1 protein-coding gene is annotated in these 319 nt (G+C 56.4%); it reads left to right on the top strand.

Annotated elements, in window-relative coordinates; translation table 11 throughout:
- Positions 1-319 (top strand): iron-containing redox enzyme family protein (locus PL640_RS25710; protein ID WP_271363891.1); only part of this gene is annotated, 319 nt, incomplete at both ends.

The following is a 319-nucleotide window of genomic DNA, read 5'->3' as shown; positions in this document are numbered from 1 at the left end:
CTGCCGGAAACCCGCGCTGAGATTGCGCAAAATCTGTGGGATGAGATAGGCCAGGGCAGCACTGAGATCACCCACGTCAATTTGTACAAGGATTTACTGAAGCGGCGGAATATCGCTTTGCCGGACAATCATTTTGCCCATTTGTACGAGTGGCAGGGGCTGGCCGGGTATAACGCCTTTATGCTGGGCGGCGTAAACCGTCAGCATTATTACAAATCGCTGGGCGTGAGGGCGATGACCGAGCTGCTCGACCCGCCGCAGTATGAAAAACTGGTGGCGGGCTGTCGGCGGATTGGGCTTTCCGAGCGCGACGTGCATT

It is taken from the genome of Agrobacterium sp. ST15.16.024 (assembly GCF_027956545.1).
GTDB classification, from domain to species: Bacteria; Pseudomonadota; Alphaproteobacteria; order Rhizobiales; family Rhizobiaceae; genus Agrobacterium; species Agrobacterium cucumeris.
The sequence above is the reverse complement of the archived record's forward strand: the minus strand, read 5'-3'. Positions and strand labels throughout refer to the sequence as shown.